The following is a 22655-nucleotide window of genomic DNA, read 5'->3' as shown; positions in this document are numbered from 1 at the left end:
CATTCTCAACCGGTTGCGGCATTAGGGGCCGAATTCGTCATCGAGGATTGCGAAGAGTTCGCGTTCGGTGGCGGTGGTGATGTCGTCGTCGAGTGCCTGCGCCTCACTGTCCGTCAGCGGCGACGGGGTTTCGAGCTCGGTCAGGATGGCCTGAATGCGGGCCGCCAGGCGGGTTTTGTCTTCCTCTGTCCAATTGGGCTGATTGACCAGTGTTTGCAGTTCGCGGGCGATGTCGTTGAAGCGGGCCAGCTGGTCCGGCCCGCCCGCGGGCGAATCGGTCGCCACGGCACTGAGCTGTTCGTCAATATGTTCGGCCAACGCCGCCGGTGTGGGAAAGTCGAAGATCAGGTTCGGCGAAAGGGTAAGCCCAGTAGCGGTTTTGAGGCGATTGCGCAGTTCCACAGCGGTGAGTGAGTCAAAGCCGAGGTCCTGGAACGGCAGTGGGCCCTCGATATCGGCGCTGGACCTGCCGAGAACGGTTGCGGCGTTGGTGCACACCAATTCCACCAACTGGTGGTGACGCTGCTCAGGACTCAGGCCCTGCAGGCGAGTGGCCAACCCCGACGTCGACACCGCCGCGTCGGCATCGCTGATCAGTCGCCGCCCCGGCCGAGCGACCAGATCACGCAGCACCGGCGGCACGGCGCCGCCCGCGCCCAGCCCCGCCGCGTCGATGCGGGCGGCGACCAACAGCGGGCGGTCGGCGAGCATGGCCTCGTCGAACAGCTGCAGCGCATGCGGAGTGGACAGTGGTGCCAGCCCGCCCCGGCTCATCCGGGCCTTGTCCCGATCGCTGAGGTGTTGGGTCATGCCGCTGGCCTGTTCCCACAAGCCCCAGGCCACCGACAATCCCGCCCGGCCATCCGCCCGCCGGTAGGCGGCCAGGCCGTCGAGGAAGCTGTTCGCCGCGGCATAGTTGCCCTGTCCCGGCGAACCCACAATGCCGGCCATCGACGAGAACATCACGAACGCCGCCAAATCCATGTCCCGGGTGAGCTCGTGCAAGTTCCAGGCGCCATCGACCTTGCTGCGCAACACCGTATCCACCCGATCCGGCGTCAACGAGGCGATCAGCCCGTCATCGAGCACCCCCGCGGCGTGAAACACGCCCTTGAGCGGGTACTGGTCTGGCACCTGAGCTATCAAATCCGCAACCGCGTCTCGATCGCTCACATCGCAGGCCACCACCGACACCTCGGCGCCGGCGCCCTTGAGTTGATTCAGCAGCTCCGCCACACCCTCGCCGTCCGCACCGCTGCGGCTGACCAGCACCACATGCCCCACGCCGTATCGCGCCACCAGATGCGCGGCCACCGCCGAACCGGCCATCCCAGTGCCCCCGGTGATCAGCACACTGCCGCCGGCCAGGCCACCACCCGAACTCGCCAGCACCGGATCATCCGGGCCGTCCGGCAGAGTCAGCACCACCTTGCCGATCTGGCGGGCCTGGCTGACAAACCGATACGCCGCCGAGGCGCATCGCACATCAAACATCTTGACCGGCAACGGCTTCAGCACACCCGCGTCGAACAGCTCGATCAAGTCGGACAACATCGAAGCGATATGATTCGGACCGGCTTCCATCAGATCGAATGCGCGATACGTCACGCCGCGGTGTTGCGCAGCGACCGCCTCGGGGTCCCGAAGGTCGGTCTTGCCCATCTCGATGAAGCGCCCGCCACCCACCAGCAATCGCAGCGACGCGTCGAGGAACTCCCCGGCCAGCGAGTTGAGCACCACATCGACCCCGGCGCCGCCCGTCGTCGTCAGAAATTTCTCCTCGAAATCCAGCGTCCGGGTATCGCCGATATGGTCATCGTCAAAGCCCATCGCCCGCAACGTGTCCCACTTACCGCTACTAGCGGTGGCGAATACTTCAGCACCCCAATGCCGAGCCAACTGCACGGCGGCCATCCCCACCCCACCGGTGGCGGCGTGCACCAGCACCCGCTCGCCGGCCTTGAGGCCGGCCAGAACCGACAGTCCATACAAAGCGGTCAAAAACACCACCGGCACGCTGGCAGCCTCTGCCAACGACCATCCCGCCGGCACCGCGGTCACCAACCGCGCGTCCACCACCGCCTCAGAACCGACGACGCCCACCAAGCCCAGCACCGGATCGCCAACGCAAAGCCCTTGAACTTCGGGGCCGACTTCGAGTACCACACCCGCGCCCTCGGCGCCGAGCTCGCCGCCGCCGGGATACATCCCCAACGCCACCAGGACATCCCGGAAGTTCACCCCGACCGCGCCGATGGCCACCCGCACCTGCCCGGCGGCCAGCTCCGCCGGGCCCGCGGGGGCGACCACCACGTCTTCCAGGGTGCCGCCGCCGCCCGCGGCCAATCGCCAACCGCCCGGCGGCAGCTCCAGCACCGCGCCGGCCCCCACCGCACCCAGTCGAGCCGCATGCGCGACACCGGAGCGGACCACCAATTGCGGCTCACCGCAAGCGATCACCTCGGCAAGATCCAACGATTCGTCCGAATCGACCAGCACCACCCGGCCCGGTTGTTCGGCCTGCGCCGAACGCACCAACCCCCACACCGCGGCACCGGGCAGATCCGTGACGTCCTCGCCGGCCAGTCCCACCGCGCCATGAGTCAGCACCACGAACGGCCCCGCGTCGCTACCGGCGAGCCATGACTGCAACACGTCCAGCGCTTCGTGACTGGCCGCATACACCGACTCCACCGCCTCGCCGGTTTCGGAATGCGGCTCCCAAACCGTCATGTTCGCAGCGGCAACAGCGTTGGGCTCCAACGGCACCGGCGACCACGCGACTTCATACAGCCCGCCGCCGCCACCGGCGGCGGCAGCCAACGCGGCGGACAGCGCCCCGATTGAGATGGGTCGAACCACCAACTCCCGCACCGAAAGAACCGGCAGGCCCGTGCCATCGGCCAGGTCTACCGACACCGCCCCGGTGCCGGCGGGCGCTATCCGGACCCGAACCCGTGACGCCCCGGCCGCGTACAGGCAGACTCCCTGCCAGGAGAACGGCAGCATGGTGGATTCGCCGCCCTCGGCAATCCCCCAGGCATGCAACGCGGCATCCAGCACAACGGGATGAATCCCGAAGCCGCCCATGGTCACACCCTGGCCTGCGGACACTTCGGCAAAGACCTCTTGCCCACGCCGCCACAGGGTGCGCAGGCCGCGGAATGCGGGCCCGTAGTCGTAGCCCCGCGCTGCGAGCACCTCGTACATATCGCCTGCCTCGACGGCGGCAGCCCCGACCGGCGGCCACACCGATAAGTCCGCGGCGGCTTCGGGCTGTGCGGCACTCAACGCGCCCTGCGCATGCAGCATCCACACCGAATCCGCGGCCGCACCACGCGAATACACCCATACTGCCCGAGAGCCCGACTCCCCCGCAGCGTCCACGACGACTTGCACGCGGGCTGCCGCACCCGGCACCAGCACCAACGGCGCCAACAAGGTGAGTTCTTCTACCACCGAACAGCCGACCTCGTCGCCGGCCCGCAACGCCAGCTCCACAAACCCGGCGCCCGGGAATAACACCACGCCGTCCACGACGTGATCCGCCAGCCACGGCGATCCGCCCACAGATAGCGAGCCCGTCAGCACCACGCCGCCGGAGTCGGGCCGCTCCACCACCGCGCCCAGCAACGGGTGCGCCGCCCCGGCCAGCCCGACGCTGCTTACGTTGCCCGATCCCACCGCTGAAGGCGGAAGCCAGAATCGCTGCCGGACAAAGCCATACGTGGGTAGCTCAACGCGGTTGCCGTCCCCGATCGCCGCGGTCCAGTCCACTGCCGCACCGACGGTGAACAGATGCCCGAGCCCGGCCAGCACCGACTGCGTTTCGGGGCGATCTTTGGCGAGCATGACCACCGATGTCGCCTGCCCGGTGGTCAACGACTGTTCCACGGCGGCGGTGAGACCGCGGCCCGGACCGACCTCCACGAAGGCGCGAGCGCCCAGCGACTCGGCGGCATGCACCCCGTCGGCGAAACGGACCGGCTGGCGCACGTGGTCGACCCAGTATTGCGGCGACCCGTACCCGGGGCCGGCCAGTTGACCAGTCAGGTTGGACACCAAGCTGATTCGTGGTGGCGAGGCCGACACGCCAGCCAATAGTTGGGCGAACTCCTCGAGTATCGGCTCCATGAGTACGGAATGGAACGCGTGCGAAACGGCCAGTCGATGCGCCCGCCGACCCTGCTGGGCCAGCTCGTCGGCGATCGCGGAGACGGCGGCTTCGGCACCCGAAATCACTACGGCGTCGGGGGCATTGACCGCTGCGAGATTCACCTCCGCAGTCAACAACGGGGTTACCTCCGCTTCGCTGGTCGCGACCGCGACCATCGCCCCGCCGGATGGCAAGGCGGCCATCAGGGCACCGCGCCCTGCCACTACTTTGGCCGCATCCGAGAGCGACAGCACGCCCGCCACATAGGCCGCGGTGATCTCGCCCACGGAATGGCCGGTCACCACGTCGGGCAGCACACCGCAGCGTGCCAGCAGCGCTGCCAACGCCACCTCGACGGCAAATAGCGCCGACTGCGCGAACTCCGTGCTCTGCAGCAGTTCGGTGTCGCTGCCCCACATCACCTGGCGCAGCGGCAACCGCAGATGCGGGTCCAGCGCGGCGACCGCCTCGTCGAAAGCCTGCGCGAATACCGGGAAACGGCCGTAGAGCTGCTCGCCCATTCCCAGCCATTGGGCTCCCTGTCCGGGAAAGACGAACACCGTCTTGCCCGCCGAGCGGACCCGCCCCGCAGTCACGCCTGCGCCCGGCTCGCCGACGGCCAGCTCCGTCAGGCCCGCCACCAACCGGTCGGTGTCCGCACCGACCACGACGGCCCGATGATCGAACACCGCACGCGTCGTCACCAGGTACGACGCCACATCGACAGGGTGCAACTCCGTGTTGGCGGACACGTGCGCGAGCAACCGCTGGGCCTGGTTGGTCAGCGCCTGCTCCGAGCGGGCTGACAGCACCCACGCCGTTGCCCCCGTATCATGTTGCACCACAATGCTTTCAGATTCTGCAGCGGGCGGCTCTTCGATAATCACGTGTGCGTTTGTCCCACTGATCCCGAACGACGAGACAGCAGCCCGGCGCGGCCCCTCGCCGCTGGGCCACGCCCGCGATTCCGTCAACAGCGACACCGCACCAGCCGACCAATCCACGTGCGGCGACGGCACATCCACATGCAATGTCTGGGGAAGCAGCGCGTGCCGGATCGCCTCGATCATCTTGATCACCCCGGCCACGCCCGCCGCGGCCGACGTGTGACCGATGTTGGACTTGACCGAGCCCAACCACAGCGGTCGATCCGCCGGCCGATCCTGGCCATAGGTCGCCAACAGTGCCTGCGCCTCAATCGGATCGCCGAGCACGGTCCCGGTGCCGTGCCCCTCGACCACGTCAACATCCGCGGCGGTCAGCCCGGCGCTGGCCAAGGCCGTGCGGATGACTCGTTGCTGGGACGGACCGTTCGGGGCGGTCAGCCCGTTAGAGGCGCCATCCTGATTGACGGCAGTACCGCTGACCAGCGCCAGCACCGGGTGCCCGGCCCGTCGCGCGTCGGCAAGGCGTTCCACCACCAGAACCCCGGCGCCTTCCGACCACGCGGTGCCGTCGGCCGCACCGGCATAGACCTTGCACCGGCCATCGGGTGCCAGCGCCCGCTGACGGCTGAATTCGACAAAGGCTGCGGGCGTGGCCATTACGGTGACGCCACCGACCAGGGCCAGGTCGCATTCGCCGGATCGCAGCGACTGCGCGGCCAGGTGCAACGCCACCAGCGACGACGAGCACGCCGTATCCACCGACACGGCCGGGCCTTCCAGGCCCAGCACGTAGGACACCCGGCCGGAAGCCACGCTCAGCGTCGACCCGGTGAGTCCATAGCCCTCCAGCTCGCCCTCCACCTGGCCGCCGTAGCCGGCATGGATCACACCGGCGAATACACCGGTTGCCGACCCCCGCAAACCTAATGGGTCAATTCCGGTTCGCTCCAAGGCTTCCCATGACAGCTCCAGCATCAGCCGCTGTTGAGGATCCATCGCGAGCGCCTCGCTGGGGCCGAGGCCGAAGAACCCGGCATCGAAATCGCCGGCGTCGGCGAGAAAGGATCCCTGCCGGACGTACATCTTGCCGGGGGCATCGGGATCGGCATCGAACAACCCTGCGACATCCCAGCCCCGATCGGCGGGAAAATCGGACAACGCGTCGCGGCCGTCAACCACCATCTGCCACAGAGTTTCCGGCGAATCCACCCCGCCCGGATACCGGCAAGCCATCCCGACCACCGCCACCGGTTCGGACAGCTTGCCTTCCAGTTCCGCCACGCGCCGTCGCGTGCGCCGCAGATCCGCGGTGAGCCGCTTCAGGTAATCAAGGTGTTTGTCGGTTTCCGACACTGGCGCTCCTTGGCGTCTTAGGAGCCGAGTTCTTCGTCGAGGATGGCGAACAGTTCGCTTTCGCTGGCACTGTGGATGTCCTCGTCATCGGCTTGTTGCTGGTCGTATGGATCCAGGTGGCCACTGAGCGTGGTCAGCAGGGTCTGGATGCGGGTGGATAGGTGCGGTTTGTCTTCGAGCTGCCAGTCAGGTCGGTTCAGCAGCGTTTGCAGCTCCCGGGTGATGTCGTTGAAACGTGCCATCAGGTTGGGCTGCTCGGCAGGCCCAGAATTGGGAACCGTGGAGACCGCCAGCCGGGTGTCGAGGTGCTCGGCAAGCACGATTGGCGTCGGATAGTCGAAGATCAGCGTTGGCGAAAGGGTCAGTCCGGTAGCGGTTTTGAGCCGGTTGCGCAGCTCGACGGCGGTCAGCGAGTCGAACCCGAGGTCTTGGAAGATGCTGCCGGCGTTGATGTCTCCGGTACTGGGACGGCCCAGCACCGTAGCGGCGTTACGGCAGACCACGTCCACCAGTTCGCTGTGTCGCTGCTCTGCCGACAGGCCCTGCAGGCGAGCGACGAGGCTGGTCATGGACGCCGAGGTGGTGTCGTTCTCGTCGATTACCCGCCGAATGGGGCGGGTGGCCAGCTGGCTCAGCAGCGGTGGCAGCGAGGAGCCGTTTTGGGCCAGCGCACCGGGGTCGATACGTGCGGCGACCATCATTGGGCGCTCGGCCAGCATCGCGGTATCGAAGAATCGCAGCGCCTGTTCAGTTGCCATGGGCGCGAGCCCGATTCGGCTCATGCGTGCTTTGTCGCGCTCGTCGAGGTGCTGGGTCATGCCGCTGGCCTGTTCCCACAGTCCCCAGGCCACCGACAACCCCGGCAGGCCCAGTGCGCGCCGATAGCCGGCCAACTCGTCGAGGAAGCTGTTCGCCGCCGCGTAGTTGCCCTGGCCCGGGGAACCTACGATCCCGGCCATCGACGAGAACAGCACGAACGCCGACAAACCCATGTCCCGGGTAAGCTCATGCAGGTTCCAGGCGCCGTCGACCTTGGCCCGCAACACCGTATCGACCCGTTGCGGGGTCAACGACGTGACCAGCCCGTCATCGAGCACCCCGGCGGCATGGAACACACCCTTGAGGGGATATTGCGCGGGCAGCGCAGCGATCAACGCCGTAACCGCATCCCGATCGCTCACGTCACAGGCCGCCACCGACACCTCGGCCCCGGCACTGTTGAGCCGGTCCACCAGCTCCGCCACACCCTCGCCGTCGCCGCCGCTGCGGCTAACCAGCACCACGTGGGCCACACCGTAGCGAGCCACCAGATGAGCGGCCACGGCCGAACCGGCCATCCCGGTGCCGCCGGTGATCAGCACGCTGCCGCCGGCCAGTCCGCCGCCCGAACCCGTGAGCACCGCGTCGCCGGGGCCATCGGGGACGGTGAGCACGACCTTGCCGGTGTGGCGGGCCTGGCTAACGAATCGGTACGCCGACGAGGCGCATCGCACGTCAAAGGTGCTCACCGGCAACGGCTTCAGCACGCCGCTGCCGAACAGCTGCAACAGGTCGCAGAGCATCGTCGCGGTGAGATCTGGGCCGGCCTCGATCAGATCGAAGGCGCGGTAGTAGACGCCATGGTGCTGCGCCGTAACCGCCTCAGGGTCGCGAAGGTCGGTCTTGCCCATCTCGATGAAACGCCCGCCGCCCACCAGCAATCGCAGCGAGGCGTCGAGGAACTCCCCGGCCAGCGAGTTGAGCACCACATCGACCCCGCCGCCGTCGGTGGTGGCAAGAAACTTCGCTTCGAAGTCCAGCGCCCGGCTATCGCCGATGTGATCATCGTCAAAACCCATGGCCCGCAACGCGTCCCACTTACCGCGACTGGCCGTGGCGAATACTTCGGCACCCCAATGTCGAGCCAGCTGCACGGCGGCCATCCCCACCCCACCGGTGGCGGCGTGCACCAGGACCTTGTCCCCGGCTTTGACGCCGGCCAACACCGATAGACCGTACAGAGCGGTCAAGAAGACAACCGGCACGCTGGCGGCCTGTGCCAACGACCAATCCGCCGGCACCGCGGTCACCAACCGCGCGTCCAGCACGGCCTCAGAACCGACGACCCCTAACAAACCCATCACGGCATCGCCGACGGAGACGCCCTGCACGCCGGGACCGACCTCGACGATCACGCCGGAGCCTTCGACACCGATATCGCCACCGCCGGGATACATCCCCAACGCCATCAGCACATCCCGGAAGTTCACCCCGACCGCGGCCACCGCCACTCGCACCTGTCCGGCGGCCAGCTCCACCCGAGGCAGCGGACGCACCACCAGATCCTCCAGGGTGCCGCGGCCGCCGACGCTCATCCGCCACTGCCCTGGCGGCAATGTCGCCACCGACCGGGCCGGGGTCAGTCGAGCGGCGTGTGCGACGCCGAAGCGCACCACCAATTGCGACTCACCGCAAGCGACTACGTCGCCGACGTCCAATGATCCGTCGGAGTCGACCAGCACCAGCCGACCCGGTTGCTCGGCCTGCGCCGAGCGCACCAAGCCCCAGACCGCCGCGCCCGCCAGATCCGTGACATCCTCACCGGCCAGCCCGACAGCGCCATGAGTCAGCACAATCAGCACCCGCGCGTCGTCACCGGCCAACCATGACTGCAACAGGATCAAGGCTTCGTGGGTGGCCGCATACACCGATGCCACCGTGTCACCGCTTCCGGGACTCGGCTCCCACACCGTTAGATCTTCGACGGCAATAGTGTTGGGCTCCAAGGCGACCGGCGACCACGTCACCTCCAGCAACCCGCCGCCGGTGCGGGGAGCCGCGGCCACCGCCGTCAGCTGCGCGGCCGAGATGGGACGAACCACCAACTCGCGCACCGACAGAATCGGCAGCCCCGCCCCGTCGGCCAGGTCCACTGACACCGCGCTCACGCCGACCGGCGCTATCCGAACCCGGGCCCGCGTCGCCCCGGCCGCGTGCAAACACACGCCCTGCCAGGAGAACGGCAACATCGTCTCGGCCTGGTCACCGACCACCCCCATCGCGTGCAGCGCGGCATCCACCAGCACCGGATGAATGCCGAAACTGTCCACCTTGACACCGGCGACCTCGGGCACGGCGACCTCGGCGAAGACCTCGTTCCCGAGCCGCCACATCGCGTGCAGACCCTGAAACGCCGGACCGTACCGGTAACCCCGCCGGTTCAGCTGCTCGTAGGCGTCGGCCACGTCCACCGCGATCGCTCCGAGCGGCGGCCATACCGACAGGTCCGCGGCCGGACTGCCCGAGCCCCCGCTCAGCGCGCCCTCGGCGTGCAGCGCCCATTCCGAATCGGGCTGCATACCACGGGAATACACCGACACGGCACGCCGGCCCGAGCCCCCCGCGGCGCCGACCACAACCTGCACCTGTACCCCGTCGGACGCCGGCAACAACAGCGGAGCCGACAGCGTCAGCTCGTCCACCATTGCACAACCGACCTCGTCACCGGCCCGCAAAGCCAACTCCACGAACCCGGCTCCCGGGAACAGCACCACCCCGGCCACCGCGTGATCGGTCAGCCACGGCTGCGCCGCCAACGACAGCCGGCCGGTCAGCACCACGCCACCGGAATCGGGTCGCTGCAGCACCGCGCCCAGCAGGCCGTGTTCGGCGCCGGCCAGACCCAGACCACCCAGATCACTGGCACCAATGTCTAACGGCGGCAACCAAAATCGTCGACCCGCAAATGCATACGTCGGCAACTCCACCTGGTGTCCACCGGAGAACACCGAACGCCAATCCACCGCAACGCCCGCGACGTGGGCCTGACCCGCCGACAGCCAGAACCTCCCCAGCCCGCCGTCGTCGCGGCCCAGCGACGGAATGACAACGGCATCGTCGGCAACGGTGTCTTCAATGCCGGCCATCAGCACCGGATGCGGGCTTGACTCGATGAACACCCGGTACCCGGCGTCGCTGGCGGTGCGGACCGCCTGCTCGAATTGCACGGTCTGGCGGATGCTGCGGTACCAGTAATCGGCGTTCAAACCCGCGGTGTCGATGGGTTCGCCGGTGACGGTGGAGAAGAAGGTGACCGACGACGATCGAGGCTCGATGCCGTTCAGTGCCTCGGCAAGCGATTCACGGATCGCGTCGACCTGTGCCGAGTGCGAGGCATAGTCGACATCGATCCTGCGGGCACGCACGTCGGCGCTTTCGCAGCGCCGCACCAAATCCTGCAACGCGTCCACCTCGCCGGAGATGACAACTGCCGAGACACCGTTGACCGCAGCGATGTTCAGGCGGTCACCCGAGGGCGCCAGCAGCTCGCGCGCTCGCGCCAGGTCGCAAGCCAACGAGACCATTCCCCCGGCACCCGACAGCTGCACCAACAGCCGGCTGCGCAGCGCCACCACCCGGGCGGCATCTTCCAGCGACAGCGCACCGGCGACATATGCCGCCGCGATCTCGCCCTGCGAGTGGCCGATCACCGCATCGGGATACACACCCACCGAGCGCCATAATTCGGCCAGTGACACCATCATCGCCCAGAGCACCGGCTGCACGACGTCCACCCGATCGAGCCCCGGGGCGCCCGCCGCGCACCGGATCACGTCGATCAAGGACCAGTCCACGTGCTCGCCGAGCGCCTTTTCGCATCGGTTCAGCTGCTCGGCGAATACCGGTGCAGCGTCGAGCAATTGGGCTCCCATACCGATCCATTGCGAGCCTTGGCCGGGAAAAACGAACACCGTCTTGCCGGTCGGCTGGGCGCGGCCCGCCACGGCGTTGGCGCCCGGCTCACCGGCGGCCAACCCGGCCAGCCCAGCCATCAACTCGTCGCGGCCGCCGACGACCACGGCCCGGTGCTCGAATGCCGAGCGTGTCGACACCAGCGACCACCCCACGTCGGCCACACCAAGCCGCTGATCGGCCTGCACGTGTGCCAACAATCGCCGGGCTTGGCCCACCAGCGATTCGGCGGATCGGGCCGACAACACCCAGGGAGCCACCGGCATGTCGCTATCAGTGGATGCAGCAACGCTTTCCACCGGCGGAGCTTGTTCGAGAATTACATGCGCATTCGTCCCGCTGATCCCGAACGACGACACCCCCGCCCGGCGGGGACGATCCAGCGGCGGCCACGACCGCTGGCCGGTCAGCAACGACACCGCACCCGCCGACCAATCCACGTGTGGCGTAGGCACGTCCACATGCAACGTCTTGGGCATCACGCCATGGCGGATTGCCTGCACCATCTTGATCACACCGGCGACTCCCGCGGCCGCCGACGTATGGCCCATGTTGGACTTGATCGAACCCAGCCACAACGGCCGATCGGCCGGACGGTCCTGCCCGTAGGTCGCCAGGATCGCCTGGGCTTCAATCGGATCGCCCAGCGTGGTGCCGGTCCCGTGACCCTCCACCAGATCCACGTCCGCAGTACCTAGGCGTGCGCTTTCCAGCGCCGTCCGGATCACCCGCTGCTGCGCCGGCCCATTGGGAGTCGCCAGCCCGTTGGACGCACCGTCCTGGTTGACCGCCGAACCCCGCAGCACCGCCAGTACCCGATGACCCAACCGCCGCGCATCGGCCAGCCGCTCCACCACCAGCGCCCCGACCCCCTCGGAGAAACCGGTTCCGTCGGCGGCACCGGCATAGGCCTTGCACCGGCCGTCGGCAGACAGCGCCCGCTGCCGACTGAACTCCACGAACATCGCGGGGGTGGCCATCACCGTCACGCCGCCGACCAGCGCCACGTCGCACTCACCCGATCGCAGCGATCGCGCGGCCAGATGCAACGCCACCAACGACGACGAGCACGCGGTGTCCACCGATACCGCCGGGCCCTGAAGCCCCAGCGAATACGCGACGCGCCCCGACGCGACACTCAGCGTCGAACCACGCAGGCCGTATCGCTCCAGGTCTCCCGGTACGCGTCCCTGTCCCCCATACGAACCGTGAAAGACCCCGACAAACACGCCCGTATCCGACCCCCGCAGCGTGATCGGGTCAATCCCGGCACGCTCCAACGCCTCCCACGAGACTTCCAGCAACAAACGCTGCTGAGGATCCATCGCCAGCGCCTCGCTGGGTGCGATCCCGAAGAACGCGGCATCGAAATCGGCGACGTCCGACAGGAATCCACCGCAGCGGTTGTACGACTTGCCGGTCGCGTCGGGGTCTGGATCGAACAGCCCCGCCAAATCCCAGCCGCGGTCGGCCGGAAAATCCGACACGACATCGCGTCCCTCAACGACCATCTCCCACAACGCCTCCGGGGAATCGACCCCACCGGGATAACGGCACGCCATCCCCACCAGGGCCACCTGCTCGGTCGCTTCCTCGGTTAGCAAAGCCAGGTATTCGCGATTTTCCCGCTTGAGCCGCTCGTTCTCTTTCAGCGACGCGCGCAGCGCCTCGACCAGTTCTTCCGGACTGCTATTCATCGAACCCGGCCTTCCGTGCTGCCCGCCAAAGCGGGCAAAGCTGCGTAATCGCGCTTCAAAGCAACATATCGGCGCCGCTCCATCGCCGTCACGTCCAATCCGCGATAGCTACCAGACCAGGCAGAGTCCACCCGCCCGCGTCTAGTGCCAGCGCAGCAATACAAGCTCGGAACAGAAGCCGGGCCCCATCGCGAGCATCAGACCCGGGCTTCCACTGGGCGGTTTCTTGGCGATGGTGTCGCGCAGGACGTGCAGCACCGACGCCGATGAGAGGTTGCCGATCTCGCCGAGCGATCGCCACGTCAGTTCCAGGGCGTCCGGGGCCAGGCGAAGTGCCGCGGTGATCGCCTGGATGACCTTGGGGCCGCCCGGGTGGCTGACGAAGGCGCCGACGTCGCTGGCCGTCAGGCCGTGCGCCCCCAGAAATCCGGTGACATCATCTTCGATGTATTGCTCGACAACAGCCGCAACGTCCTTGGACAGCACCAGCTCGAACCCCTCGGTGCCGACGTCATAGCCCATCGTGCGCAGCGAATCCGGATAGAGATGGCTGCGCGAATCGAGGACGTCCGGGCCGCCGGCACCGATCTGTTCGGCGCGACGCTCGCCGACGGCCACCACGGCTGCGGCGCCATCGGCAAACAGGGCGCTGCCGACCAGACCGGCCAGCGATGGCTTATATCCCGGGTAGGTCAGTGAGCAGAGTTCCACCGAGATCAACGCGGCGACACCGTCGGGATCGCCGCGCAGGTAGTCGTTCAGCCGGGCCACGCCGGCCGCTCCGGCTACGCAACCAAGGCCGAACAGCGGTACCCGCCGCACGTCTTCGCGCAGGCCGAGCCGACCGGCAATCCGGGCATCGATCGACGGGACCGCGAGTCCGGTGACCGTCGTCGTCAGCAGCACGTCGAGGTCGCGCGGTTGCAGGCCCGCGTCGTCCAACGCGCCTGACAACGCCTCGCAGCCCAGCTCAACGGCGTTGTCGATATAGATCTGGTTCGCCACGCCGAAGTCGGTCAGCCGGGGATAGCGCTCCAGCGGGATGACCAGATGGCGGCTGTTGACCTTGGAGCTGGCGTGTAGCTGCCGAACGATGTCTTCGTAGTCCTCAAAACCCGGAATGCTGAGGAAAAAGTCGGTGAGTTCTCGCTGCGAATAGCGATACGGCGGCAACGCGCCGAACACGCCTGCGATGACACTCATTGGTCCCACCCCTTGGTGACGAACATGCAGGTCGACCGGTTCAACCCTACGGCTACGAGCTGAGAGTTTAATCGTCTTAGCCGGACCGCGCCGCAAAATCTCGCTGACCTGAGACAACGGCCAAGCGAATCGGGAGTTCTACCGAGCGCGTGTCAGCTTTCGAATTGGTGGCGAAGCTGCACCCGCAGCCGCTCCGAGCTGTCCAGCACGCCACGCAATTGGTCGGCGACCTGGCCGGGTGCGGTGCCGCCGCGGGCGTCGCGCGAGGATACCGAGCCTTCGATGGTCAGCACGTCGCGAACCTGTGGCGTGAGCTCCGGGCTGATAGCCGCGAACTCATCGTCGGTCAGCTCCTCGAGCCCGACACCGCGGCCCTCGGCGGCGCGCACGGCTGCCCCCGCGGCCTCGTGTGCCGACCGAAACGGCACTCCCTGGCGGACCAGCCACTCGGCGATGTCGGTGGCCAGGGTGTAGCCGGCCGGGGCCAACGCCGCCATCCGCTCGACGTGGAAGGTCAGACTTCCCACCAGCCCGGCCATCGCCGGCAACAGCAGCTCCAGCTGAGCCACCGAATCGAATACCGGTTCCTTGTCTTCCTGCAGGTCACGGTTGTAGGCCAGGGGCTGGGCCTTCAGCGTCGCCAGCAGCCCGGCCAAGTTACCGATCAGCCGTCCGGACTTGCCGCGGGCCAGCTCGGCGATGTCGGGATTCTTCTTCTGCGGCATGATCGAGCTGCCGGTCGACCAGGAATCGTGCAGCGTGACGTAGCCGAACTCCGTCGAGCTCCAGATGATGATGTCCTCGGCCAACCGGGAGAGGTCTACGCCGATCATCGCCAGGACGAAGGCCGCCTCGGCGGCAAAATCGCGGGCGGCCGTCGCATCGACGGAATTGGTGGCGGCGGTGGCAAAACCCAGATCCGCGGCGATCGCGTCCGGATCCAGCCCCAGCGACGAGCCGGCCAGCGCCCCCGACCCGTACGGTGACACCGCCGCGCGTTTGTCGAAGTCGGCGATGCGGTCCACGTCACGCAGCAAGGGATGCGCGTGCGCGAGCAAGTGGTGGGCCAGCAGGATCGGCTGGGCGGACTGCATGTGGGTTTTGCCCGGCATGATCGCCGTCGGGTGCGCTTCGGCCTGGGCGGCCAGTGCGCCGACGACGTCCAGCGCGCCGGCCGCGACCCGTCGTACGGCGTCGCGAAGCCACATCCGGAACAGCGTGGCCACCTGGTCGTTGCGGGACCGGCCGGCCCGCAGCCGGCCGCCCAAATCGGGACCGACCCGGTCGATCAGTCCACGCTCCAGCGCGCCGTGCACGTCCTCGTCGGTCACCAGCGGCCCGAAACTGCCGTCGGCAATGTCTTCGGCGAGGCTGTCCAGGCCGGCCAGCAACCCGTCGCGCTGTTCCTCGGTGAGCAGCCCTGCCCGGAACAACACGATGGTGTGCGCGCGCGACGCGATGACGTCGTAAGGCGCCAGCACCCAGTCGAAGTGGGTTGACTTGCTCAGCGCGGCCAGCGCATCAGACGGCCCATCGGCGAACCGGCCGCCCCACAGTGATCCCTCTCGAGTGCTCACGTGCCGTTCGGGTCTTCCTTGGCAGCCAGGTCCCGACGCGCGGACAGCTTGGACGACAACCCGTGCACGTAGACGAAACCCTTGGCAGCCGACTGGTCGAAGCTGTCGCCCTCGTCGTAGGTGGCCAGGTTGAAGTCGTACAGGGATTCCGAGCTGCGTCGGCCGTTGACCGCAATGTGCCCGCCGTGCAACACCATTCGGATCTCGCCGGACACGTGCTCCTGTGTCTTGGCGACGAAACTCTCCAGGGCGGTCTTCAGCGGCGAGAACCACAGCCCGTCGTACACCAGCTCGGCCCAGCGCTGGTCGGTGGTGCGTTTGAACCGGCCCAGCTCGCGCTCGAGGGTGACGTGTTCGAGTTCGGCGTGCGCGGTGATCAGCGCCATCGCGCCGGGCGCCTCATAGATTTCGCGGCTCTTGATGCCCACCAGCCGGTCCTCGACCACGTCGAGCCGCCCGACCCCCTGCGCGCCGGCGCGGGCGTTGAGCTCCTCGATGGCTCCCAGCATCGACACCGGCTTGCCGTCGATCGACACCGGCACACCGCGCTCGAACCCGACGATCACCTCGTCGGGTGTGCTCCAGTTGAGCGTGGGGTCTTCGGTGTAGTCGTAGACGTCCTTAGTGGGCGCGTTCCAAAGATGTTCCAGGAAGCCGGTTTCCACCGCGCGGCCCCACACGTTCTGGTCGATCGAGAACGGCGAGCGCTTGGTGACGTTGATCGGGATGGCGTTCTCCTCCGCGAACGCGATCGCCTTCTCCCGCGTCCAGGCGTAGTAGCGGACCGGCGCCAACACCTCCAAATCCGGTGCCAGCGAACCGAATCCGACCTCGAAGCGGACCTGGTCGTTGCCCTTACCAGTACAGCCGTGCGCGACGATGCCGCCGCCGTATTTGCGAGCTGCCGCGACCAGGTGCTTGACGATCAGCGGCCGGCTGATGGCCGACACCAGCGGGTAGCGGTCCATGTACAGCGCGTTGTTCAACACCGTCGGCAGGCAGTAGCCCTCGGCGAACTCGTCGCGGGCATCGACCACGACCGCCTCGACCGCACCGCAGTCCAGCGCTCGCTGACGTATCAGCTCCATATCCTCGCCGCCCTGGCCAAGGTCGATCGCGACCGCCACGACTTCGCGGCCGGTCTCCTTGCCTATCCAGCTGATGGCCACCGAGGTGTCCAGACCGCCGGAATACGCCAGGATGACGCGCTCTGACATGAATCAATCTCCAGTTCTATTTGAGGTTTTCCAGGGTTCTGGCCAGCTCGGCACCCGTCATCGGCTCCCGGACAGCCACGAAGAGGGTGTCATCGCCGGCGATCGTACCGACGACGTACGGTAACGCCGCACGATCGATTGCGCTGGCCAAATAATCAGCTCCGCCGGGCGGAGTTCGCAGCACCGCGAGGTTCGCGCTGGCGTCGGTGGACACCAGCAGCTCGCTCAGCAGCCGTGACAACCGTGCGGTGCCGCCGGATACGCCGCGCACCGGGCTGCCGTCTTCGGGAACGACGTAGACGCCCACGCCGCCGTCGGCGCCGCGCAGCTTCACCGCGCCGAGCTCTTCGAGATCGCGCGACAGCGTGGCCTGGGTGACGTCGACGCCCTCGTCGGCCAGCCGTACTGCCAGTTCGCTTTGGCTGCTGATCGACGACGACGACAGGATCGCCACGATCCGCGCCTGACGACCGGCGCGGGTGATCTCGGAAGCGGTCTTAGAGGCATTGCGCGTCAACGGGATCGCTCCAAAAGCCACACCAGCAGCGCCTTCTGGGCGTGCAACCGGTTTTCGGCCTCGTCCCACACCACGCTGGCCGGTCCGTCCATCACCTCGTCGGTGATCTCGTCGCCGCGATGCGCCGGAAGACAGTGCAGCACAATGGCTTCCGAATCCGCCAGGCCCAGCATCCTGGTGTTGATCTGAAACGGGCGAAACGGCTTGACCCGATCCAGCCCGTCGGCCTCTTGGCCCATCGACGTCCAGGTATCGGTCACCAAGACGTCGACACCGGCAGCGGCCGCGTCGGCGTCGGCGGTCACGGTGACCGAGGCGCCGGTGTCCGCGGCGCGCTGCTCGGCGGCGGCCAGCACGGCGGGGTCCGGCGTGAAGCCCTCCGGCGCCGCGACCCTGACATGGATGCCAGCGGTGACACCGCCGAGCATCAGGGAATGCGCCATGTTGTTGGCGCCGTCACCGAAGTAGGACATCGTCAAACCGCCCAGCGACCCCTTGTGCTCGGCGATGGTCTGCAGATCGGCCAGCACCTGACAGGGATGGAACTCATTGGACAGCGCGTTGACCACCGGCACCGTCGCGGTCGAGGCCATGGCGTCGACCCGGTCTTGCCCGAAGGTCCGCCACACGATGGCGTCGACATAACGGGACAGCACCTGCGCGGTGTCCTGCAGCGTCTCGTCGCGGCCCAGCTGGGTGCTGCCGCTGTCGACGACGACCGGATGCCCGCCCAGCTGCGCGATGCCCACCTCGAAGGAGAACCGGGTGCGGGTGGAGTTCTTGTCGAAAAGCACCGCGACGCCGCGCGGCCCGTCCAGGGGGCGGCGACTGAACGGGTTCTTCTTCAGCTCGGCGGCCAACTCGAGGATGTCGGCCTGTTCGGCCGGCGACAGGTCGTCGTCGCGCAGAAAGTGTCTAGGCATGTGCGCCAACCGCGTCGAGCACGCCCGGCAGCGCCGCGAGGAAGCCGATGATCTGGGCTTCGGTGATCACCAGCGGGGGCGCCAACCGGATGACGTTGGGCGCGGCGGCGTTGACCAGGAATCCGGTGTCGCGCGCGGCGGCCTCGACATCCTTGGCGCGCGGCGTGGTCAGCACCATGCCGCACAACAGCCCCCGGCCGCGGGCGTGGTCGATCAGCGGGTGGTTCAACGATGCGATGCCCTCGCGCAACGACTTGCCCAACACCTCGGCGTGCCGGATCAGGTCGTCGTCGACCAGCACCCGCAGCACCGCGCGCGCCGCCGCGGTGCACACCGGGTTGCCGCCGAAGGTGCTGCCGTGCAGGCCGGGTGTCAACAGTTCGGCCGCCGGCCCCACGGCCAGCACCGCCCCGATCGGCAGCCCGCCGCCGAGGCCCTTGGCCAGCGTCACCACATCGGGGGTGATGCCGTCGTGCTGGTGCGCGAAAAAGGCGCCGGTGCGACCTATTCCGGTCTGCACCTCGTCGAGCACCAGCAGGGCGCCATGCCGTGTGGTGATGTCGCGAGCCGCCGCCAGGTAGCCCGCGGGCGGCACGACGACACCGCTCTCCCCCATGATCGGCTCGAGGAATACCGCCGCCGTTTCGCCGTCGACCGCGGCGGCCAGCGCGTCGGCGTCGCCGTAGGGCACGTGTGTGACGTCACCCGGCAACGGCTCGAACGGCGCCTGCTTGGCCGGCTGGCCGGTCAGCGCCAGCGAGCCCATCGTGCGGCCGTGGAAACCCTCTTGCGCGGCAACCAGTTTCGTGCGCCCGGTGAGCCGGGACAGCTTGAACGCCATCTCGTTGGCTTCGGTGCCCGAGTTGCAGAAGAACACCCGGGTTTCGGTGTCGGTGCCGAGCAGGGCGACCAATTCTTCGGCCAGCGCGACGCCGGGTTCGGTGGCATACTGGTTCGACGTGTGTCCCAGCGTCGACATCTGCTGCGTGACAGCCTCGATCAGCGCCGGGTGGCCATGCCCGAGCACGTTGACAGCGATGCCGGCGAGCAGGTCGAGGTAGCTCTTACCGTCGACATCGGTGACCACAGCGCCCGCCCCGCTGGCCAATGCGACCGGCGGGGTGCCGTAGTTGTTCATCATCACGGCTTCCCAGCGCTGCCGCATGGTGTCGGTCTGGCTCATGCAGGCACCACCTTCGTACCAGTACCGGCGTCGGTGAACAGCTCGACCAGCACACAGTGTTTGACCCTGCCGTCGATGACGTGTGCACTGGGCACCCCTGAGGTCACGGCACGCAGACACGCTTCGACCTTGGGAATCATCCCGGCCTCCAGAGTGGGTAGCAGTTGCGCCAATGTGGCGGTGTCGATCTCGCTGACCAGTGAACCGCGGTCCGGCCAGCTGGTGTACAGGCCCTCGACATCGGTAAGCATCAGTAACTTTTCGGCGCCGAGTGCCTCGGCCAGCGCGGCCGCGGCGGTGTCGGCGTTGATGTTGTGCACTATCCCCCCGGCGTCCGGCGCCAGGGTGGATACCACCGGAATACGCCGCGCCGCAATCAGATCCAGCACCGCGGCGGTGTTGACCGTATCGACGTCACCGACCAGCCCGATGTCGGTTTCCACACCGTCGACGGTGACACTGCGGCGCACCGCGGTGAAGAGCTGGGCATCCTCGCCGGTGATCCCGACGGCGTACGGCCCGTACGCGTTGATCAGATTGACCAGTTCGCGGCCCACCTGTCCGAACAGCACCATCCGCGCGACGTCGAGCACTTCCGGTGTGGTGACCCGGAATCCGCCCTTGAAATCACCCTTGTCGATGCCGAGCCGGCGCAGCATCGCCGTGATCTGCGGTCCGCCGCCGTGCACCACGACGGGGTGGATTCCGCAGTTGCGCAGGAAAGCCATGTCGGCGGCGAAGGCTTGCCGCAGCGTGTCGTCGGTCATCGCGTTGCCGCCGTACTTGACCACGACGATCTTGCCGTGCAACTGCTGCAGCCACGGCAGCGCCTCGGCCAGTACCTGCGCTTTGACTCCGGTGGGTAGTTCGTTGGCATTGATTGTCATGTGCTGTACGCCGAATTCTCCTCGACGTATGCGTGCGACAGATCGGTGGTCCGGATGGTGGCCTCGCCGTCACCGAGGCCGAGGTCGACGACGACGGCGATGTCGGCCCCGGACAGATCCACTTCGCGAGAGCCCGGGGTGCCGGCGCCGTCGGCGAATACGACAAAATCGTTGAACGACACCGTGATTCGATCTGGCTCGATGATGACTCCGGGCGCCAGGCCGACGGCCGCCACCACTCGGCCCCAGTTGGGGTCCGACCCGAACATCGCGGTCTTGACCAGGCTGTCGCGGGCGACCGAGCGGGCAGCCATGAACGCGTCATCCTCGGAGCGGGCCCCGGTCACCGTCACGGTGACGCGCTTGGTCACGCCCTCGGCGTCGGCTTGCAGCTGGGCGCAAAGGTCGTCACACACCCTAAAAACGGCGTCGTCGAGCTCGGCCTGCGACGGGCAGATCCCACTGGCCCCGGAGCCCAGCAGCAGCACCGTGTCGTTGGTGGAACAGCAGCCGTCGATGTCGAGCCGGTCGAAGGTACGCAGGCTCGCACGGCGCAATGCCTGGTCGAGTGCGGCGGAGTCGGCGACCACGTCGGTGGTCAGCACACACAGCATGGTGGCCAGCGACGGCGCCATCATGCCCGCGCCCTTGGCCATACCGCCGACGGTCCAGTTGTTCTGATGATGCAGCGCAACCTTTTTGGGTACCGTGTCGGTGGTCATGATGGCCTGTGCGGCCTCGTCGCCGCCGCTGAGCCCGCCGTGCATTTCGTGCACGATGTGCGTGACGCCACCCAGCACCTTGTCCATCGGCAGCCGCTCGCCGATCAGGCCGGTGGAACAGACGGCGACCTCGATGGCCCCGGTCTCGGTTCCCCAGTCCGACAGCGCGGCAGCGACCGCCTCGGCGGTGGCATGGGTGTCCTGGAAGCCGCCCGGACCGGTACAGGCATTGGCGCCCCCGGAGTTCAGGATCACCGCGCGCAACTGGCCGGTGGTGAGCACCTGCTGGGTCCACAGCACCGGGGCGGCCTTGACCTGGTTGCGGGTGAACACCCCGGCGACGGCGTAGTCGGGTCCTTCGTTGAAGACCAGCGCGAGGTCACGTGCCCCCGACTTCTTGATTCCGGCGGCAATGCCGGCGGCCCGAAAGCCCGCGGCCGCGGTGACACCTTGGGTGCGCACCAGCCGCGTGCCGGAAGCCTCCGATTCGGTCGCGGGCGCTATGTCGGTCACGGTGCCACCCCGATCACCGAAAGGCCTGCTGTCTCCGGCCAACCCAGCGCCAGGTTCATCGATTGCACCGCGGCGCCTGCGGTGCCTTTGGTCAGGTTGTCGATCGCGGCGATCGCGACGAACGTCTCGGCTGCCTCGTCCACCGCGACGGCGATTTGTGCGGCGTTGCTGCCTATCACCGAGCCGGTGCGGGGCAACTGCCCATCGGGCATCAGGTAGATGAAAGGCTCGGCGTCGTATGCCTTTTCGTATGCAGCCCGCAGCTGCGACAGCGGGGCCTTGGTACGCGCGGTGCAGGTCGCCAGGATGCCGCGGGAAGTCGGGATGAGCACCGGGGTGAACGACACCGAGACATCGCGATTGGTCACGGCACGTAGCCCCTGGGCGATCTCCGGGGTGTGCCGGTGGGCGCCGGCGATGCTGTAGGCCCGAGCCGATCCGATCACCTCGGAGCCGAGCAGGTCGGCCTTGACCGCGCGACCGGCTCCGGAGGTGCCGCTGACGGCGACCACCGTGACGGCGGGTTCGACGAGCTCCTCGGCCACGGCGGGCAGCAACGCCAGCAGGGCCGCGGTCGGATAGCAGCCCGGCACCGCGATACGGCGGGCGCCGCGTAGGCGTTCCCGGGCGCCGGGCAACTCGGGCAGGCCGTAAGGCCAGCTGCCGGCATGCGCGGATCCGTAGAACCGTTCCCATGCTGCGGGGTCGGTGAGCCGGAAGTCCGCGCCGCAGTCGACGATCAGCGTTTCGGCGCCGAGTTGCTTGGCCAGCGCCGCCGAATGTCCATGCGGCAAAGCCAGAAACACCACGTCGTGGCCCTGCAGCACGGCAAGCTCGGTGGGCTCGACCACTCGCTGAGCCAGCGGCGTGAGGTGCGGGTGGTGCTCACCCAGCGTGCTGCCGGCACTGGCCGCGGCGGTCACCGAGCCGATGGCGAGTCGGCCGTCGGCGTAGGCCGGGTGCCCGAGCAGCAGGCGCAGAATCTCGCCGCCCGCATAGCCGCTGGCACCGGCGATCGCCACCCTAGTTACGTCGGCCATTCAGTCAATTCTGCATGGTTATGCAGCCGTTTGCAAATCCATTCCCGGC

General features: G+C 67.7%; 11 protein-coding genes. All 11 read right to left on the bottom strand.

Annotation, left to right across the window (positions count from 1 at the left end; genetic code table 11):
- Positions 1-21: 21 nt before the first annotated feature.
- The 11 genes from H7K34_RS18715 to argC all read right to left on the bottom strand — a co-directional run bounded on the left by H7K34_RS18715 (position 22) and on the right by argC (position 22606).
- Complete coding sequence (locus H7K34_RS18715; protein WP_264063462.1) at positions 22-6396, bottom strand: type I polyketide synthase; 6375 nt, start codon at positions 6394-6396, stop codon at positions 22-24.
- 17 nt (positions 6397-6413) lie between these two features.
- Positions 6414-12824 (bottom strand): type I polyketide synthase, encoded by a 6411-nt coding sequence (locus tag H7K34_RS18710; RefSeq protein WP_264063461.1) that lies wholly within the window; start codon positions 12822-12824, stop codon positions 6414-6416.
- Positions 12825-12965: 141 nt separating this feature from the next.
- Complete coding sequence (locus H7K34_RS18705; protein ID WP_264063460.1) at positions 12966-14027, bottom strand: type III polyketide synthase; 1062 nt, start codon at positions 14025-14027, stop codon at positions 12966-12968.
- Between the two features lie 152 nt (positions 14028-14179).
- On the bottom strand, positions 14180-15604 hold the full coding sequence (gene argH / locus H7K34_RS18700) for an argininosuccinate lyase (protein ID WP_264063458.1): 1425 nt from the start codon (positions 15602-15604) through the stop codon (positions 14180-14182).
- Positions 15601-16821: an argininosuccinate synthase gene (locus H7K34_RS18695; RefSeq protein ID WP_264063457.1), complete on the bottom strand. Its 1221-nt coding sequence runs from the start codon at positions 16819-16821 to the stop codon at positions 15601-15603. Before H7K34_RS18695 ends, argH begins: the two co-directional genes overlap by 4 nt.
- 16 nt (positions 16822-16837) lie before the next feature.
- Positions 16838-17338, bottom strand: coding sequence for an arginine repressor (locus H7K34_RS18690; RefSeq protein ID WP_264063616.1), 501 nt, complete (start codon positions 17336-17338; stop codon positions 16838-16840).
- On the bottom strand, positions 17335-18261 hold the full coding sequence (argF, locus tag H7K34_RS18685; RefSeq protein ID WP_264063456.1) for an ornithine carbamoyltransferase: 927 nt from the start codon (positions 18259-18261) through the stop codon (positions 17335-17337). Before argF ends, H7K34_RS18690 begins: the two co-directional genes overlap by 4 nt.
- Positions 18254-19444, bottom strand: coding sequence for an acetylornithine transaminase (locus H7K34_RS18680; RefSeq protein WP_264063455.1), 1191 nt, complete (start codon positions 19442-19444; stop codon positions 18254-18256). Before H7K34_RS18680 ends, argF begins: the two co-directional genes overlap by 8 nt.
- Entirely contained in the window at positions 19441-20331 is an 891-nt protein-coding gene (gene argB, locus H7K34_RS18675; protein ID WP_264063454.1) for an acetylglutamate kinase, read from the bottom strand. The genes H7K34_RS18680 and argB overlap by 4 nt, the downstream gene beginning before the upstream one ends.
- The gene (gene argJ, locus H7K34_RS18670; RefSeq protein ID WP_372510788.1) at positions 20328-21566 is read right to left on the bottom strand and encodes a bifunctional glutamate N-acetyltransferase/amino-acid acetyltransferase ArgJ; all 1239 of its coding nucleotides are present in this window, start codon (positions 21564-21566) and stop codon (positions 20328-20330) included. The genes argB and argJ overlap by 4 nt, the downstream gene beginning before the upstream one ends.
- Positions 21563-22606, bottom strand: coding sequence for an N-acetyl-gamma-glutamyl-phosphate reductase (gene argC, locus H7K34_RS18665; protein ID WP_264063453.1), 1044 nt, complete (start codon positions 22604-22606; stop codon positions 21563-21565). The genes argJ and argC overlap by 4 nt, the downstream gene beginning before the upstream one ends.
- Positions 22607-22655: the final 49 nt, after the last annotated feature.

The sequence above is a fragment of the Mycobacterium montefiorense genome (genome assembly GCF_025823255.1).
Lineage (GTDB): Bacteria > Actinomycetota > Actinomycetes > Mycobacteriales > Mycobacteriaceae > Mycobacterium > Mycobacterium montefiorense.
This window is presented reverse-complemented; position numbering and strand designations above follow the sequence as displayed.